The organism is Roseinatronobacter sp., assembly GCF_051859525.1.
In the GTDB taxonomy this organism is placed as follows: domain Bacteria; phylum Pseudomonadota; class Alphaproteobacteria; order Rhodobacterales; family Rhodobacteraceae; genus Roseinatronobacter.
In genome coordinates, this window is record NZ_JBHYFM010000013.1 from 42,062 (window position 1) to 58,764 (window position 16,703).

Here is a 16,703-nt window from a genome sequence, read left to right on the forward strand (position 1 = left end):
CCGAGGGTTTTTCCACATGGGCGATTTCGCCAGCCAGCTTGACACTGCATTCTGGATCAGTGTCGGCGCAGTTCTTTTACTTCTTGTTATTTCCGGGCTTTTTTCCGGATCAGAGACCGCACTGACCGCGTCCAGCCGTGGCAAACTGAAGGCGCAGGCCGACAAAGGGTCCAGCGGGGCGAAGCGCGCGCTGGAACTGACCGAGGATAGCGAGCGACTGATCGGCGCTGTTCTGCTGGGCAACAATCTGGTCAACATTCTGGCCGCATCACTGGCCACGGCGCTGTTCACGCGCCTGTTTGGCGATAGCGGCGTCGCACTTGCCACGTTGGTCATGACGCTGCTTGTGCTGGTATTTGCCGAAGTGTTGCCCAAGACCTATGCGATTTCCAGCCCTGAAACAGCGGCAACGCGTGTCGCGCCTGCATTGACGTGGGTGGTGGCGGTATTTTCGCCTGTCGTTGCGGTCGTGCGTTTCGTTGTGCGGCGCATTCTGGGCCTGTTTGGTGTCGCCATCGACCCTGACAGCAATATCCTGTCGGTGCACGAGGAAATCGCGGGCACGCTCGCGCTGGGGCATTCCAGCGGTTCCGTCGAGAAGGAACACCGCGACAGGCTGCTGGGCGCGCTGGATCTGTCCGAACGCACGGTCGAGGAAATCATGCGCCACCGCAGCCAGATTGAAACCGTGAATGCCGACGACCCCATCGCAGAGTTGATCGCGACATCCATCAACTCCGCGCATTCGCGTTTGCCGATGTACCGCGATGATCCCGAAAATATCGTGGGCATTCTGTATGCACGCGATCTGGTGCGCGATATGCACCGGCAAGTCACGGAAGCTGGCGGCGATTACGGCGCGATTGCGCGGCTGGATATTTCCGGCCTGATCCGCCCGCCCTATTTCGTGCCGGAAACAACACCGCTGGATGAACAGATGCAGGAATTCCTGCGACTGCGCAGACATTTCGCGCTGGTTGTCGATGAATATGGCGCGCTGCGCGGCCTGATCACGCTGGAAGACATCCTGGAAGAAATCGTGGGCGAGATCGAGGATGAATACGACACCACGCACGCCCCCGAAATCGAGCATGGTCCGGGGGGCGAGGTGCTGGTCGATGGCGCGATGACCATTCGTGACCTGAACCGCGCGACGGACTGGACACTGCCGGATGAAGAAGCCGTCACCATTGCGGGCCTTGTCATCCATGAAGCACAGACAATTCCCGAAGCCGGCCAGACCTTTTTCTTTCACGGCTGCCGCTTCAAGGTGCTTGAACGCGAAGGCAACCGGATCGTGCGGCTGAGCATTCGCAATATGGAAAGTGCGCGGGCGGATGCATGACATGCGACTGATCTGCGCCAGCAACAATCCGGCGATTCTGGCCGCGAATCTGGCGCGCTCGCCTTTGCTGGCGACGCTGCCGCTCAGCGTGATCGAAGCCCCGTCCGCAGCGCTGGCCTATGCGCAAGGCATGGCCGAAAGCACGGAAGACATCCTGATTTTCGTGCATCACGACGTCTATCTGCCCCCCGGCTGGGACACGCTGCTGCGCGCGCGCATCGCAGACGTGGCTGCGCGCGATCCGGATTGGGCGCTGATCGGCGCGTATGGCGTTGATGATCATGCGCGCGGCTGGGGACCGGTCTGGTCATCATCACTGGGGCAGATCGTGGGGCATGTGGCCCTTGACCCGCAGCCGGTGCAAAGCTTCGATGAATTGCTGATCATCCTGCGCCGCAGCGCTGGCGTGACATGGGACACTGGCCTGCCGGGCTGGCATCTCTACGGCACCGATATCGCGACCGAAGCCCGCGCCAGGGGGCTGGGGGCCTATGCCTGCGCGTTGCCTGCCATTCATAATGACGGCTACAAGGACAATCTCGATCAGGGGTTTGGCGACGCCTATCACTATCTGCAAAAGAAATGGGCCACCCGCCTGCCGCTGCGCAGCCCGATCATCAAGATTTCGCGTATGGGCCACCAGCTTTGGCGCGCGCGGCTGCATAACTGGCGCACACAGAAGGTGCGGCAGGCGATAACAGTGGATACAGGGCTTGATCCGGTGGCCCTTGCCGCGGCCTGCGGCTGGGCCAGCATCGCGCCCTGAACACTACGCCGCCTGCCCCGAGGTCAGCGACAGGAACACATCCTCCAGATCGGGTTCTTCGCTGGTGACATCCGTGACCACGCCCCCTGATTGTGCAACGGCTGCCAGCAACTGCCCTGCACTGACCTGCGACCGGCGATAGGTCAGCGCGATCTGCCCGTCGCTGCGCATCTCTTGCGTGACATTGGCGGGCAAACCCAGCGCCACCTGCGGGTTTTCAAGCCGCAGCACCAGCGTCTTGGCATCCAGCCGCCCCAGCAATGCCGATGTGTGGTCACGCACCACAACCGCGCCGTGATTGATGATCGCAATCTCGTCACACATGGATTCGGCTTCTTCCAGATAATGGGTGGTCAGAATGATGGTCATGCCCAGCTCGTTCAGCTTGCGCACATTATTCCACAACATCTGGCGCAGTTCGATATCCACGCCCGCTGTCGGTTCATCCAGCACCAAAACCTGCGGATGATGCACCAGTGCCTTGCCCAGCAACAACCGCCTGCGCATGCCGCCTGACAATGTGCGCGCATAGGCTTCGGCCTTGTCTGTCAGGCCGATAAGGTCCAGTATTTCATCTGTGCGGCGGGCGGATTTGGGCACGCCATACAGGCCCGCCTGCACCTCCAGCGCGCCGCGCGGGGTGAAAAACGGGTCAACATTCAGTTCCTGTGGCATAACCCCGATAGAGGCACGCGACTGGCGCGGGTTCACATCTTGATCAAAGCCCCATATCCGCACCTGCCCCGCCGTCTTGTTCACCAGCCCCGCCAGAATATTGATAAGCGTGGATTTACCCGCGCCATTCGGGCCAAGCAGTCCGAAAATACTGCCTGCCGGAATCGTCAGGTCCACCCCGTTCAGGGCAGTCTTTCCATCCGCATAGGTCTTGCGCAGGTTCGAGATTTCTATCGCATTCTTGGTCATCGGTCTTCCTGTCCGGAAATCATCTTTGCACGGAACATAAGCACATCGGCAGGAATTGAAAGCGGGTGCGTTTTCTTGACGCCTGCGCCCCCCGCCCATAGGCTGCCCGCAGGCCCACATCACAGAAGGAAAAACCATGCAAGACCTGCTTACATCATTTGAAGGACGGATCGGACGCGGAAAATGGTGGCTGGGGGCGTTGGTGCTGATTGTGCTCGCCATTGTCTATGCGATCATTGTGGGAATTCTGTTCGGCGACACCATGATTACGGGCATTCTGACATTGCTGCTGTCCTTTGCCCTGCTCTATCCCGCTGCGGCGCTGGCCACCAAACGGCTGGCGGATCGCGGCAAACCGGCCATGCCACGGCTGGTCATCTTCTTCGGCCCCAGCCTTCTGTTCAGCATTATCGACACATTCCGCATCGGCTATCGTCCCTTGCCGGAAATGGGCGGACTGGAAACAAACGGGGCCATGATGCCGGGCACATTTGGCATGACGCTGGGGTTTGTCTCGCTTATCGTCAGTATCTGGGCACTGGTTGAACTGGGCATCCTGAAGGGCGATTCCGGTGAAAACCGCTTCGGCCCGCCGCCCGCGTGACGCGAAGGCCCCTTGCCTGTGCGGCAAGATCAAGTATGTTCCCGCACAGGTAGCAAGAAGGTCACCAAGATGAAGTCCACCCTGTCCCATGATGCCCTCGAAACCGAAATCGTAAACGCCATGCGCGTATGCTGCGATGGCGGCGAAGGTGCGCTGGGGCACCCGCGCGTGTGGCTGTCGCTGTCACTCGACACCGGACTGGTCGAATGCCCTTATTGCGACAAGCGTTTCATCCACCGCGATTTTGCGGATAATCAGACGTCCTGAATATCTTGAACCGACCAGAAACGGAGGGCCAGCCATGAGCGATTGCGAAACGGGCTTTGGCAAGGGCTGCCATCTGCATCTGATCGACGGATCGGCCTATATTTTCCGCGCCTATCACGCGCTGCCACCGCTGACACGCAAATCCGACGGCTTGCCCGTGGGGGCCGTGGCGGGGTTTTGCAACATGCTGTGGCGCTATCTGGGCGAGAATGGCGACAGTCCGGACGCACCCACCCATGCGGCAGTGATCTTTGATTATTCTTCCAAGACGTTCCGCAATGACATCTATGACCTCTACAAGGCCAACCGCCCCGAACCGCCCGAGGATCTGCGCCCGCAATTCCCGCTGACGCGCGATGCCACCCGCGCCTTCAACCTGTCCTGCATCGAAGTGCAGGATTATGAGGCCGATGACATTATCGCCACACTGGCGCGTCAGGCCCGAGAGGCGGGCGGGCGCGTGACCATCATCTCATCCGACAAGGACCTGATGCAACTCGTGGGCAATGGCGTCGAAATGCTGGATGCGATGAAGAACAAGCGCATCGACGTCGACGGCGTGATCGAGAAATTCGGCGTGGCCCCCGACCGCGTGGTCGACGTGCAGGCGCTGGCCGGGGATTCGGTGGACAATATTCCCGGTGCGCCCGGTATCGGGGTCAAGACTGCGGCCCTGCTGATCAATGAATATGGCGATCTGGACAGTTTGCTGGAACGCGCAGGCGAAATAAAGCAACCCAAACGCCGCCAGACCCTGATCGAGCATGCCGACCAGATCCGCATGTCGCGCAAACTGGTCCTTCTGGACGACAACACCCCACTTGATTTCTCTCTCTCCGATCTGGAAGTGCGTGATCCGGACCCCACAGCGCTTGTGGACTTCCTCAACCAGATGGAATTTCGCACCCTGACACGCCGCGTCGCCGACAAGTTCGGGACCGAACCGCCTGCCCTGCCGGACCCCACCCCCGAAACGGCCCCGCAGACCGACGCGCCCGACATGCCGGAATTCAGCGCCGCGCAATATGACTGCATCCGCGATCTGGACACACTGGACACATGGATCGCGCGTATCCGCGAACGCGGCTATGTGGCGGTTGACACCGAAACGACATCACTTGACGAAATGCGCGCGGAACTCGTGGGCATCTCGCTTTGTGTGGAGGCAGGCCATGCCGCCTATATCCCGCTGGCACATCGCGCAGGCGGGGATGACCTGTTCGGGGCCAGCGCATTGCTGGATGGCCAGATCCCGCTGGAACACGCGCTCAACGCCCTCAAACCTGTGCTGGAAGATCCTGCCATCCTGAAAATCGGGCAAAACATGAAATATGACGCCAAGATTTTTGCAAATCTGGGCATAGATGTGGCCCCCATTGATGACACGATGCTGCTGTCCTACGCATTGCATGGCGGGCTGCACGGGCATGGCATGGACACGCTGTCGGACCGCCACCTGAACCACCAGCCCATACCCATCAAGTCCCTTCTGGGCGCGGGCAAATCGGCCATCACCTTCGACAAGGTCGGTATTGACGACGCCACCCGCTACGCCGCCGAGGATGCGGACATAACCCTGCGCCTGTGGCAAATCTTCAAACCCCGCCTGCATGCCGCACAGGTCACGCGCGTCTATGAAACGCTGGACCGCCCGCTGGTGCCGGTTCTGGCACAGATGGAACGCCACGGCATCAAGGTGGACCGCGATGTGCTCTCGCGCATGTCCAACGCATTCGCCCAGAAAATGGCGGCGCTGGAATCGGAAATCCATGAACTGGCGGGCGAGAGCTTCAATGTCGGCTCGCCCAAACAACTGGGCGAAATCCTGTTTGACAAAATGTCGCTGCAAGGCGGCAAAAAGGGAAAAACCGGCGCCTATGCCACCGGCGCGGATGTGCTCGAAGATCTGGCCGCTGAAGGGCATGACCTGCCCGCCCGCGTGCTGGACTGGCGTCAACTGGCGAAATTGAAATCCACCTACACGGACGCGCTTCAGGACCATATCCACCCCGATACCGGCCGCGTGCACACCTCCTATGTCATCACGGGCGCGGTGACGGGGCGGCTGTCATCAACCGACCCGAACCTGCAAAACATCCCCATCCGCTCGGAAGACGGGCGGCGTATCCGCACGGCCTTCGTGGCCGATCAGGGCAATAAGCTGGTCGCACTGGATTACAGCCAGATCGAACTGCGCATCCTTGCCCATATCGCCGGAATCGACAGCCTGAAAGCTGCCTTCCGCGATGGTCATGACATCCACGCCATGACCGCATCAGAAATGTTCGGCGTGCCACTGGACCAGATGACCCCTGATGTGCGCCGTCAGGCCAAGGCCATCAATTTCGGCGTGATCTATGGCATTTCCGGCTTCGGGCTGGCCCGCAATCTGCGCATTCCCCGCGCGCAGGCGCAGGCGTTCATCGACACCTATTTCGAACGCTTCCCGGGCATCCGCGCCTATATGGATGACACTGTGGAATTCGCCAAAAAACACGGGCGCGTGGAAACCCTGTTCGGGCGGCGGATCCACACCCCCGAAATCAACACCAAAGGCCCCGGCGCGGGCTTTGCCAAACGTGCCGCCATCAATGCCCCCATTCAGGGCACTGCCGCCGATATCATCCGCCGTGCCATGGTGCGCCTGCCCGCCGCCCTTGACGGGCTGCCTGCCCGCATGCTGCTGCAAGTGCATGACGAACTGGTCTTCGAAGTGCCCGAAAGCGCGGTTGATGACACCATCGCCCGTGTCCGCACAGTCATGGAAGCGGCCGCAGACCCCGTGGTCAAACTCGACGTGCCGCTGGTCGTGGATGCCGGTGTGGGCGACAACTGGGCTCAGGCACATTGACACGCGCCCCTGCTTTCATTCTGGTGCAAATATCCACAGGGGTTTCTTAAGGGGGGGCGTGCCACCCCTTAAGGCAGGGGGTTTGGGGGGCGGCAGCCCTCCAAGCGCCCCCTTGGGAACAGATCACGCCACGTTTTCCATTTCCGCAATGATCCCGTTCACGACCTCCGCCAGCAGGCCCTCATCCTCGCATTCCGCCATAACGCGCACCAGCGGCTCGGTGCCGGATTTGCGGATCAGCAGGCGCCCGCACCCGTCCAGGCGCGCTTTGGCTGCGTCAATCGCGGCTTTTACATGATCGGATGACAGGATATCCACACCCGGCGCCGTGCGCAGATTGCGCAGCATTTGCGGCACCGGCTCGAAACTGCGCGCCAGCAGGGATGCAGGTTTTTGCGTTTCCATCATCATTGCCAGAAAATGCAGCGCGGCAATCAGCCCGTCACCTGTGGTGGCGAAATCCGTCATCACAATGTGACCCGACTGCTCGCCGCCCAGATTCCAGCCGCCCTGACGCATGCGCTCCACGACATGCCGGTCGCCCACGGCTGTGCGTTCCAGCCGCAGCCCATGGCCCTGCAAGAACCGCTCCAGCCCCAGATTGGACATGACCGTTGCCACCAGAACCCCGCCTTGCAGCCGGTCCGCCTGTGCCCAGCGTTGGGCAAACAACGCCATGATCTGGTCCCCATCGGCAATCTGCCCGCGTTCATCAATAATGATCACGCGGTCTGCATCACCATCCAGTGTGATGCCCAGATCAGCGCCTGTTTCCAGCACCTTGGCCGCGCAATGGCGCGGATAGGTGGACCCGCAATCAAGGTTGATATTGGTGCCATTCGGGGCCACACCGACGGGTATCACCTCGGCGCCCAATTCCCACAGCACCTGCGGGGCCACCTTATAGGCCGCGCCATTGGCGCAATCCAGCACCACTTTCATTCCCGAAAGCAGCGTGCCGCGCGGCAAGGTGGTCTTGGCATATTCGACATAGCGCCCGCCCGCATCCTCAATGCGTTTGGCCCGCCCGATATTGGCCGGTTGCGCGGGCGTGATCGGCCCGCCGACAATGCGCTCGATCTCGGCTTCATCGTCATCGGACAGCTTGAACCCGTCCGGCCCGAAAAACTTGATACCATTGTCCTGATGGGCATTATGGCTTGCCGAAATCATGATCCCCAGATCGGCACGCATGGACCGCGTCAGAAACCCGACCGCCGGTGTCGGCACCGGTCCCAGCAAAAGCACATTCATTCCCGTCGAGGTCAGCCCCGCTGTCAGCGCGGTTTCGATCATGTAGCCCGACAGGCGCGTGTCCTTGCCAATGACCACGCGGTGCCCATTGGACCCATCACGCCGGAAATGCCTGCCCGCCGCAGCACCCAGTTTCAGCGCCATGTCGGCGGTCATGGGATAGCTGTTTGCGGTCCCGCGCACACCATCTGTTCCAAATAGCTTCGCACTCATTCCTGTTCCCTGTAATCTACTGTGTTCAATGCTTCCCAGATAGACAGCGCCTGTCGTGTCTGCGCCACGTCATGCACGCGCAATATCTGCGCACCACTGCCTGCTGCGGACAATGCCACGGCAAGTGATCCTGAAACACGTTCTGCTGCATCCTGAACCCCGCTGATCTGGCCGATGAAGCGCTTGCGCGATGCCCCCAGAAGAATAGCACACCCTGTCATGTGCAGCAGGGCAAGATCGCGCAACAAGGCAAGATTATGCCCAGTCGTCTTGCCAAAACCGATGCCGGGGTCCACGATTAGCTGTGACATTGCGATGCCAGCGTCACCTGCGCGGTCAATTGCCCGCATCAGCCAGTCATACACATCCAGCCGCACATCATCATATTCCGGGTTGTTTTGCATGGTCTGCGGCGTGCCCTGTGCGTGCATCAGGCACACCGGAACCTGCGCCTGCGCGACCACATGCGCCAGATCACGGTCCCATGTCAGGGCTGACACATCATTCACAATATCGGCGCCCGCCTCTAGTGCCGCAGCCGCGACAGCGGCCTTGCGCGTGTCAATCGAGATGGGCTGCGTGATGCCTTCTGCGCGCAGCGCGCGGATCAATGGCACGGTGCGGGCAATTTCTTCGTCAACGGGGACTTCCTGCGAACCGGGGCGGGTCGATTCGCCGCCTATGTCCAGAATATCGGCCCCGTCCGCCACCAGTCTGCGCGCCTGTTCCAGCGCCGCAGCGGTGCTGTTGAACCGCCCGCCATCGGAAAAACTGTCCGGCGTCACATTGACGATACCCATGATCCTTGGGCGGTCCAGCGACAAACCGCACAGCGGTTCCGGCGCTTGTATCAGAACCGCATCGCCCACCGCATCAAAGCTGCGGCTGGCGCGCAAGCCCGTATCACGCGCAAGTATATCGACAGCCCCGATACGCAGCGCATGCTGGCCGCGCAATGCTGGCATGGTGTCGGGCGCCTGACTGGCCGGACGCAGAACCGGAATGGTGTAATATGTCATCCTGCCTCTTTGCCCGTTTCACGGGTCCGACACAAGACGACGCAAACGCCCTTCAGGACGGCAAACGCCCCTGCGGCACATGGCTGCCGGGGGGGATGGTCAGCCCTTCGGGCGCCAGAAAGCGTTCGGCAGCCACATGTTCCGCCAGCCACAGCGCCAGCGCCACGCCATCGCGCGGGCTGCAATCAGGGCTGTCTGTCGAATCCAGAATCAGCTTGGACGGGGCCCAGACAATCATTTGGCCCTGCTTCATGGCCCAGTCAATTTCCGTGCGGCTGGCCACGACAACGCAGCGGCGGTCCAGCGCCGCCAGACGCCATGCATTCTGTTCCAGCGCCAGCAGGTCAATGCGGCGCTGCACGGCCTTCGGGGCGACGTCGGGCGGGGTTTCAGGCGGCATGCCAACACATAAAATGACCGGCACACCACCGGCCTGCAACGCGTCCAGCCGCGCCGCAAGATCGGGTGCCGCGATCATGTCATTGTCCAGATACACCACCACCGGATGCACCGCTTCTTCCTGACCCGAGGCATCCAGCGCACGCAGCGGCTGGGACGCGCGGTTGCGCACGATTTCCACCCCCAACGCCCCCGACCCGCGATCCAGTTTTTCGACACGCACAAAGGCGCGCATGGCTTGCGGTTCAAGCAGGATACGTTCCGCGATACGTTCGGACAAGGTTTCCAGCAGGTTCAGACGTTCTGCCGCAAGTTCCGCCGCAATCGCCTCGGTAATCCGGTCATAGGACAGGATGCGGTCCACATCATCATCCAGCGGTTCAGGGTTGGGGCGCACTTCGACCACGATATTGAAGCGCACACGCTGGCGCTGGCCGCGCTCGGCCTGAAAGGCGCCGATCTCTACCTCGACGATATGATCGCGCAGGCTGATGCGGTCGCGCGGGTCCGCAGGCGCAGACGCTTCTGCGCGCGCTTCGGGATGGGCAAACGCCAGTCGTATGTCAGAACTCATGTGGCATCCTTCTTCACCTGCGCCTGTCATACCGACAATAAGGCTGGGTTCAACGCAGATTCACGCCACCAAGGCACGCAGATGCGACATCTTGCCTGTGCGGCCACCGGCTGCGCACAACCCTAACCACGATAGAAAAGATGCGCGCCGATCTGTGTCGTTTGGGTAAAGCGGTTGGACCAGGCCGGATTTACCGCTGTGGTGTGGAAATATTGCGCGCCCCCTGTCAGCCCGCGATGTGCACCGCGCGCCATGACATAGGCAATCCGGTTTGCCAGATCCGCAGCGCGCCGGTTGGGCATACCTTCGGACCGCCCGTCACAGGCAAAACTGAACTGGCACCCGCCAATTCGCCCTGCGACAACCCCCTGATAGACCACCCCGCAAATACTGTTGGGGAAATCGCGCGACTGGGCACGGTTCAGGATCACTTCGGCAACGGCGAACTGGCCTTTCAGAGTCTCGCCGCGCGCTTCATGGTAAATCGCGGTCGCCAGACATTGCGCCTGCTCGTCCAGATCGCCGATCGGGATCCTGCGCAGCCATGACACGGAATATTGCACCACGCGCCGTTCCAATGCGGCAGGCCGTGCCACCGGACGCAGGGACGCCTCGGGGGCGAAACTTGACCCAAGCGCCACGGGGGCCGCCACTGCGCCGCTTGTGGACACCCGCACGTCCATCGCAGGGTCATCAGCAGCGCGCAGGCCGGTTGCCGCCGTCTGGCCCTGCGCGTCCACGTCATGCGACGGTGTATCAAGCGACTGCTGAAACAGCGCCGAAAGCGCGGCAAGGTCCACATTGCGCTTGTGCGCGAAATGCGGGTCCAACCCGTAATTCGCGCTGGTCAACGCATCGCGGAACGCAGTGTCCATTTGCGGCCGGTCGATATTCAACGAGATGTTGTTCCGAACCGCCGGATTGCTGCCTTGCAACGCGGCCATGACCAGTTTCGCACGCATATCCGCATTCAGCGTGGCGTTTTCCACACGCGACCCCATACTGGGCAACGCAACCAGCAGCGACAGGCCCCAGATTGCAGAAACCGCAAATGCACGCCGCGCACGCCCTTGAAGCAAGCGCCATGGCGCACCCGCACGGCGCGACGCGCCATCTGTTGCGCGCGCCGCCTGCGGGGCAGGATGGCACGCTTGCCCCCCCGCCGAATTTTGAACAAGTCTTTTCATATCCACATCGCACCGAGCTATCGATGCATCACACCTGACTGACACAATCTTACATTTCCGTGATGGCCATATTCCAAAAATGCTTAAAAATCCACCCACAGCGTCAAAATGCATTCATCACTTGGCATATATCTGCCAAGTGGACAGCGAAGTTCCCTTATTTATCAGCTCAGCGCAGGTCTTCCTCGATCACCAGCTGGGCTGCTGCAAGACGCGCAACAGGCACCCTGAACGGCGAGCAGGACACATAATCGAACCCCAGATCCCGACAATACCGAATCGATTCGGGGTTGCCGCCATGTTCGCCGCAAATCGAAAGTGTCAGATCATCGCGCGCCGCGCGTCCCCGCTCGGCCCCAAGGCGCAGCAACTCGCCCACGCCATCCAGATCCAGCGTATGAAACGGATCTTCCGGAAACACACCTTGGTGCACATAATCCGACATGAAGCGTCCCGCATCGTCACGCGACAGGCCATAGGTCATCTGCGTCAGGTCATTGGTGCCAAAGGACAGAAAACTGGCATGCAGGGCAATGTCACCCGCACGCAAAGCCGCGCGCGGCGTTTCCACCATGACGCCCAGCTTATAGTCGAACATGCCACCCGAACGGGACCGCACAGCGGCGGCGGCGGCATCGATACGGGTTTTCACCAATTCAACCTCGCGCATGGCCGACACCAGCGGGATCATGATTTCGGGCACGATATGCGCGTTGCGGCGGCTGATCTCGATCGTGGCCTCGAATATGGCGCGGACCTGCATTTCATAAATCTCTGGTATCGTCACCCCCAGCCGCACGCCGCGCATGCCCAACATCGGGTTGAATTCCGACAGCGCCTCGGCGCGGCGGGTAATTTCCGACAGCGGCTTGCCAAGCGCATCCGCAAGCGTGCGCAACCCTTCCTTGGAATGCGGCAGGAATTCATGCAAGGGCGGGTCAAACAGCCGGATACACACTGGCTGGCCCTGCATGATCTCGAACAGATCAATGAAATCCGCGCGCTGCATGGGCAACAAGCGTTCCAGCGCATCCGACCGGTCCTCGGGCGTGTCGGCAAAGATCATCTCGCGCATCAAGGTCAGGCGGTCATCTTCAAAAAACATGTGTTCGGTGCGGCACAACCCGATTCCCTGCGCCATGAAATCGCGGGCAATCCGTGCATCGGCAGGCGTGTCGGCATTGGCGCGAATACCGATATCGCGCCGCGCATCCGCCCATGACAACAGGGTCTGGAACCTGTCATCCAGCGCCGGTTCCAGAAGCGGCACCTCGCCCAGAAAAATCTGGCCACTGGTTCCGTCCACCGTCAAAACATCGCCTTCGGACAGGGTGCGCCCCCCTGCTGTCAGGGTCTTGCGCCGCGCGTCGATCTGGATACGCGACACCCCCACCACACAGGGCACGCCCAGCCCGCGCCCGATAACGGCCGCATGGCTGGTCATACCGCCGCGTTCGGTCAGCACGGCACTGGCCGCATGCATGCCGCGAATATCCTCGGGCGTGGTTTCGCGCCGCACCAGAATACACGCCTCGTCGCGGGCCGCACTGGCCTGTGCCGCGCCCGAACTGAACACCACACGCCCGATGGCCGCGCCGGGGCTGGCGGCAATGCCACGCGCGAACACTTCGGGGCGGCTGCGCGGGTCAACCTGCCGGTGCAGCAATTCGCTTAGCGCCTTGGGCGGGATGCGCATCAATGCCTCATCGCGCGGAATGATATCGTCATTGGCCAGATCGACGACCACCCGCACTGCCGCACGCGACGACCGCTGCACCGTGATCGCATCCAGCACCCACAGCTTGCCATCATCCAGCGTGAATTCGATCTCCATTTCCTCGCGCAGGCGTTTGCGGGCGTTCCGCCCGTGTTCCAGCAACTGCGCGAAGGCGTCGGGGCAGTATTCTTCCAGTGACGGGCCGCGTGCATCGCGCGTCATATACAACACATTCGCCCCGTTTTTCAGCGCGTCCGCGCCGTGCTGCCCGTCCGACTTGAACCGCCCCATGACTTGCGGCACGCCGGTTTCCGTGTCGATAAACCGGATCAACCCCGCCCCGCTTAACCCGATACCGACCCCGCCGGCCATGGCCTGCACCACCAGCCCAAGGCCCGCATCCACCGGCGCCCCCTTGGCCTGCCGCAGCAGCCGCGCCGACGTCCCTTCCCATGCCCGCGCCATGGACCGAAGCACATCGGCCAGTTGCTGCGCGGGCGACTGGGGAAAAGGTTCCTCCATCTCGGATTCGTAGTCGCGCAGCGCCGCATGCAGCGCAGGCAGCGACGGCTCCGCGCTCTCGAACATATCGGGGTCCAGATGGGCGACATGCGCCGCATAGGATTGCACGAACCGCAGATACAGCGCAGTCGCCACCCCCTCGCCATGGGTTTCGCTGATCCGCGCATGGGTTTCGTCATTCATGCCAATATTCAGGATCGCCGCAGGCCCGCCCCATTCAGGGTGCTCGGAGGAGGGGCGCACGGACAGAAGCTGCCCCTTGGGGAAATGCCCCAGCAGGTGGCGCAGGTTCATCTGCGCGCCGGTCGCGATTTCGCGCACCACCGCAAAGGACAGCGCCACTGTCTGCGGCACGGGCATGTCCAGCCGCACCAGCCGTTGCAGGCATTTTGCGCGCCAGCCATGCGACTGGCGCTTGATGGGCGCTGATCCGGTAATCTGCGCATAATCGGTCAGGGTCAGGTATTTGGGCATAGTCCACCTTCTGGCTGCGCTGCAGCATAGGCCAATGCGACGCAGACTCAAGGTTTTGTTATTGCCAGCAGCCTGCAGCATAGGCGCGTCAGGCCAAAACACAACGAGGGGCATCCGGGATGGGATAAAGCCCGCGCCATCGGTGGGCCGGGGTCTGCCGATCCGGCATTATTTGAATGCAGTTTATGCAGGCTGCATACTCCGACGGCCAAGGCTTGGCGTCACGCTGGCCAAATCGGCAGGCCGCGGGACGGCCCACCGATGGCGCGGCGGGCTGCGCCCTTGATTCCGCGCTTTTGGCGTATTCAAACGACCCGCCCTATTCAGGCCAGAACCACCAGCCTGTATGCTACCCTTCCACGCGCGTCAGGTCCGCCACTTGCAGGCAGGTCGCGCGGATGCGGTGCAGCAGGTTCAGGCGGTTGCGGCGCAGGATCTGGTTGTCGGCATTGATCTGGACCGCGTCAAAAAACGCATCAATCGGCGCGCGCAGCGCGGCCATCGCGGCCATGGCGGTGGCGAAATCCTCGGCCCCCATGGCGGGGGTGATGGCGGCTTCCGCGCGGTCCAGCGCTGCAAACAGCGCCGCTTCCGCGCCATCTTCGGCCAGTTTGGGGTCCGGCCCGAAGCTGTATTCCACCCCGTCCTTGGCTTCAGCCTGCGTCAGAATGTTATTGGCGCGCTTGAACCCTTGCAGCAGGTTTTCCCCGTCACTGGTTTTCAGGAACGCCGCCAGCGCCTCGGCCCGTTTGACCAGCAACGTCAGGTCGTCATTATTGGGCATGGCAAGGCAGGCGTCGATCACGTCATGGCGGATGCCTTGGTCACGCAGATGGACCTTGAGGCGGTCGTGGAAGAAGGCGAGGAGGTCGGAAGCTATTAACATTGCATCTGAAATCGCTTTATCAACGATCGGGCGAGATTGTTTTGTGGCACTAGCTATCATCGAAAGCCGGAGTTGCTCCGCAATAGCATCAAATCCACTCCCCTTAATCTCATCGATGAGCTGTGCGCGTGCTACACCTTCGCCCTTAGTTCTTAGATCAATGAGATGGTTCATAATTCGAATGACACAGGTTAACATAAGGTTAACCTGAACCCTATTCCCCAACACCAACCGAATAACCCCCAGCGCCGCCCTGCGCAGCGCATAGGGGTCTTTCGATCCCGTTGGCTTTTCGCCAATCGCCCAGAACCCTGTCAGCGTGTCCAGCTTATCCGCCAACGCCACGGCCACGGAAACGGGTGACGAGGGCACGGAATCAGACGGGCCAAGCGGTTGGTAATGTTCCAGACAAGCGCGGTCCACATCGTCGGGCAGACCTGCCGCGCGGGCGTAATAGCTGCCCATAAGCCCCTGAAGTTCGGGGAATTCCCCCACCATTTCAGACCGCAGATCGGCCTTGGCCACGCGTGCCGCCTGTGCCGCCAGTTCCGCATCGGCCCCCACCAGCGGCGCAATCTCGCGCGCCAGCGCTTCAATACGGGCCACACGGTCGGCCTGCGATCCCAGCTTGTTGTGGAAGGTCACAGCCGACAGCCCTGCCCCCATCCCTTCAAGCCCTGCATCAGAAACGGCGCGCAAGTCATTGTCCCAAAAGAATTTTGCATCCGACAACCGCGCCGCCAACACCTTCTGGTTGCCCGCAAGGATCGTCGCGCCATCATCCAGCGTTTCACGGTTGGCCACCGTCACAAAACCGGTGATCTGCCCTGTTTTCGGGTCGCGCAGCGAAAAGAACTTCTGGTGTTCCTTCATCGATGTTTGCAGCACTTCCGGCGGCAGGCCCAGAAATTGCGCATCAATGCGCCCCATCAACACCACCGGCCATTCGACCAGCCCCGCCACCTCGGCCAGCAAGCCGCGATCCTCGACCAGTTCCAACCCCGCCGCAAAGGCCATCTGGCTGGCGTCATTCCAGATATGGTCGGCACGTTCCACAGGGTCCAGAATGACCTTGGCGCGCTTCAACTTTGCGGCGTAATCCTCGAAACTTACAACAGAAAATTCATCCGGCGCCATGAAGCGATGCCCGCGCGTGCTGTCGCCCGACACAATCCCGTCCACATCCAACGGCACCACTTCCGCGCCCGCATCCTTGCTCAGGATACACAGGATCGAATGCAAGGGCCGCACCCAACGCAAGCCGCCCGCGCCCCAACGCATGGATTTGGGCCATGGGAAATTGCGGATCGCATGCTCCAGCACCTCGGCCACGATGGCAGCCGCCGCGCGCCCTTCGGTGACGACATGGGCAATATAGACCTGCCCCTTCTTGTCATCGCGGGTTTCAAGGTCTTCCATCCGCAAGCCGGTTGACCGCAAGAATCCCTCGATTGCCTTCTCGGGCGCGCCAACTTTCGGCCCGCGGCGTTCTTCGCGGGTTGTGGGGCTGTGCTCGGTCAGGCCGTGCACCGCCAGCGCCAGACGGCGCGGGGTGGCAAAGGCCTGTGCATCCGCATAGGTCAGGCCGCGTTCCACCAGCCCGTCCGTGACCATCCGTTTCAGCGCGTCACAGGCACCCGCCTGCATGCGCGCCGGAATTTCCTCGGAGAACAGCTCGATCAGAAGGTCAGCCATGATATG

At 61.4% G+C, this 16,703-nt stretch carries 12 protein-coding genes; 5 read left to right on the forward strand and 7 right to left on the reverse strand.

What is annotated here, in order from left to right; all coding sequences use genetic code 11:
- The first annotated feature begins 16 nt into the window (after positions 1-16).
- On the forward strand, positions 17-1,345 hold the full coding sequence (locus ACTIE1_RS11170; protein ID WP_439560918.1) for an HlyC/CorC family transporter: 1,329 nt from the start codon (positions 17-19) through the stop codon (positions 1,343-1,345).
- A gap of 1 nt (position 1,346) precedes the next feature.
- A complete protein-coding gene (locus ACTIE1_RS11175; protein WP_439560919.1) occupies positions 1,347-2,111 on the forward strand; it encodes a hypothetical protein in 765 nt (254 codons plus the stop codon).
- A 3-nt stretch (positions 2,112-2,114) separates the two neighbouring features.
- On the opposite strand, the gene ACTIE1_RS11180 is transcribed toward ACTIE1_RS11175, so the two are convergent.
- On the reverse strand, positions 2,115-3,035 hold the full coding sequence (locus ACTIE1_RS11180) for an ABC transporter ATP-binding protein (RefSeq protein ID WP_439560920.1): 921 nt from the start codon (positions 3,033-3,035) through the stop codon (positions 2,115-2,117).
- Between the two features lie 136 nt (positions 3,036-3,171).
- On the opposite strand from ACTIE1_RS11180, the gene ACTIE1_RS11185 reads away from it, so the two are divergent.
- From ACTIE1_RS11185 to polA, 3 genes are all read left to right on the forward strand, one after another.
- Positions 3,172-3,639, forward strand: coding sequence for a DUF805 domain-containing protein (locus ACTIE1_RS11185; protein ID WP_439560921.1), 468 nt, complete (start codon positions 3,172-3,174; stop codon positions 3,637-3,639).
- 81 nt (positions 3,640-3,720) lie between these two features.
- On the forward strand, positions 3,721-3,906 hold the full coding sequence (locus ACTIE1_RS11190; RefSeq protein ID WP_439561184.1) for a zinc-finger domain-containing protein: 186 nt from the start codon (positions 3,721-3,723) through the stop codon (positions 3,904-3,906).
- A 34-nt stretch (positions 3,907-3,940) separates the two neighbouring features.
- Positions 3,941-6,757 carry a DNA polymerase I gene (gene polA / locus ACTIE1_RS11195; protein WP_439560922.1) on the forward strand — a complete coding sequence of 939 codons (2,817 nt, stop codon included), beginning with the start codon at positions 3,941-3,943 and terminating at the stop codon, positions 6,755-6,757.
- A 123-nt stretch (positions 6,758-6,880) separates the two neighbouring features.
- Here polA and glmM read toward each other — a convergent pair whose 3' ends face one another.
- From glmM to glyS, 6 genes are all read right to left on the reverse strand, one after another.
- The gene (gene glmM, locus ACTIE1_RS11200) at positions 6,881-8,224 is read right to left on the reverse strand and encodes a phosphoglucosamine mutase (protein ID WP_439560923.1); all 1,344 of its coding nucleotides are present in this window, start codon (positions 8,222-8,224) and stop codon (positions 6,881-6,883) included.
- Positions 8,221-9,243, reverse strand: a complete 1,023-nt coding sequence (folP, locus tag ACTIE1_RS11205; protein ID WP_439560924.1) for a dihydropteroate synthase — start codon at positions 9,241-9,243, stop codon at positions 8,221-8,223. The genes glmM and folP overlap by 4 nt, the downstream gene beginning before the upstream one ends.
- 52 nt (positions 9,244-9,295) lie before the next feature.
- The gene (locus ACTIE1_RS11210; protein ID WP_439560925.1) at positions 9,296-10,216 is read right to left on the reverse strand and encodes a dihydroneopterin aldolase; all 921 of its coding nucleotides are present in this window, start codon (positions 10,214-10,216) and stop codon (positions 9,296-9,298) included.
- A gap of 122 nt (positions 10,217-10,338) precedes the next feature.
- Positions 10,339-11,403 carry a cell wall hydrolase gene (locus tag ACTIE1_RS11215; RefSeq protein WP_439560926.1) on the reverse strand — a complete coding sequence of 355 codons (1,065 nt, stop codon included), beginning with the start codon at positions 11,401-11,403 and terminating at the stop codon, positions 10,339-10,341.
- A 169-nt stretch (positions 11,404-11,572) separates the two neighbouring features.
- The gene (locus ACTIE1_RS11220) at positions 11,573-14,116 is read right to left on the reverse strand and encodes a putative PEP-binding protein (RefSeq protein WP_439560927.1); all 2,544 of its coding nucleotides are present in this window, start codon (positions 14,114-14,116) and stop codon (positions 11,573-11,575) included.
- A gap of 349 nt (positions 14,117-14,465) precedes the next feature.
- Positions 14,466-16,697 (reverse strand): glycine--tRNA ligase subunit beta, encoded by a 2,232-nt coding sequence (gene glyS / locus ACTIE1_RS11225; RefSeq protein ID WP_439563378.1) that lies wholly within the window; start codon positions 16,695-16,697, stop codon positions 14,466-14,468.
- Positions 16,698-16,703: the final 6 nt, after the last annotated feature.

Coding starts and splice junctions, on each gene's coding strand:
- ACTIE1_RS11170 (WP_439560918.1), top strand. CDS start 17: ATGGGCGATTTCGCCAGCCAGCTTGACACTGCATTCTGGATCAGTGTC.
- ACTIE1_RS11175 (WP_439560919.1), top strand. CDS start 1,347: ATGCGACTGATCTGCGCCAGCAACAATCCGGCGATTCTGGCCGCGAAT.
- ACTIE1_RS11180 (WP_439560920.1), bottom strand. CDS start 3,035: ATGACCAAGAATGCGATAGAAATCTCGAACCTGCGCAAGACCTATGCG.
- ACTIE1_RS11185 (WP_439560921.1), top strand. CDS start 3,172: ATGCAAGACCTGCTTACATCATTTGAAGGACGGATCGGACGCGGAAAA.
- polA (WP_439560922.1), top strand. CDS start 3,941: ATGAGCGATTGCGAAACGGGCTTTGGCAAGGGCTGCCATCTGCATCTG.
- glmM (WP_439560923.1), bottom strand. CDS start 8,224: ATGAGTGCGAAGCTATTTGGAACAGATGGTGTGCGCGGGACCGCAAAC.
- folP (WP_439560924.1), bottom strand. CDS start 9,243: ATGACATATTACACCATTCCGGTTCTGCGTCCGGCCAGTCAGGCGCCC.
- ACTIE1_RS11210 (WP_439560925.1), bottom strand. CDS start 10,216: ATGAGTTCTGACATACGACTGGCGTTTGCCCATCCCGAAGCGCGCGCA.
- ACTIE1_RS11215 (WP_439560926.1), bottom strand. CDS start 11,403: ATGAAAAGACTTGTTCAAAATTCGGCGGGGGGGCAAGCGTGCCATCCT.
- ACTIE1_RS11220 (WP_439560927.1), bottom strand. CDS start 14,116: ATGCCCAAATACCTGACCCTGACCGATTATGCGCAGATTACCGGATCA.
- glyS (WP_439563378.1), bottom strand. CDS start 16,697: ATGGCTGACCTTCTGATCGAGCTGTTCTCCGAGGAAATTCCGGCGCGC.